The 430-nt window shown below is 70.2% G+C and carries 1 protein-coding gene; it reads right to left on the reverse strand.

Translation table 11 applies throughout. The features are described from left to right. On the reverse strand, nucleotides 1-430 hold a 430-nt coding region (locus ADK64_RS08670; protein ID WP_159046199.1), incomplete at both ends, for a SpnB-like Rossmann fold domain-containing protein.

Consider the following 430-nt stretch of genomic DNA (forward strand, 5'->3'; position numbering starts at 1 on the left):
GGCCTCACCCGGATACATCCCCAAGGCGATCAGCACGTCCCGGAAGTTCAGCCCCGCGGCACGCACCGCGATCCGCACCTCCCCCGCCGCCAACGCCCTGCGCTCCCCCTCCTCGAACGGCACGAGCGCGAGACTCTCCAGCGTCCCCGCAGCCGCCACATCCAACCGCCACCCCGAACCAACACCCTCGGCGAGCGACAACACCCCCCGCCCATCAGCCCGCACCAGCCGAGGCACCACCACCTCACCCACACGCACAGCCATCTGAGACTCACCAGCACCGACCGCAGCGGACAACGCCGCCCACGACTGCGCCGTCCCATCCACATCCACCAGCACGAACCGATCCGGATTCTCCGACTGCGCCGACCGCACCAGACCCCACACCGCCGCAGCAGCAAGATCCTCGACACCCTCGGCCGCAACGGCC

This window comes from Streptomyces sp. MMG1121, assembly GCF_001280015.1.
Taxonomy (GTDB): Bacteria; Actinomycetota; Actinomycetes; order Streptomycetales; family Streptomycetaceae; genus Streptomyces.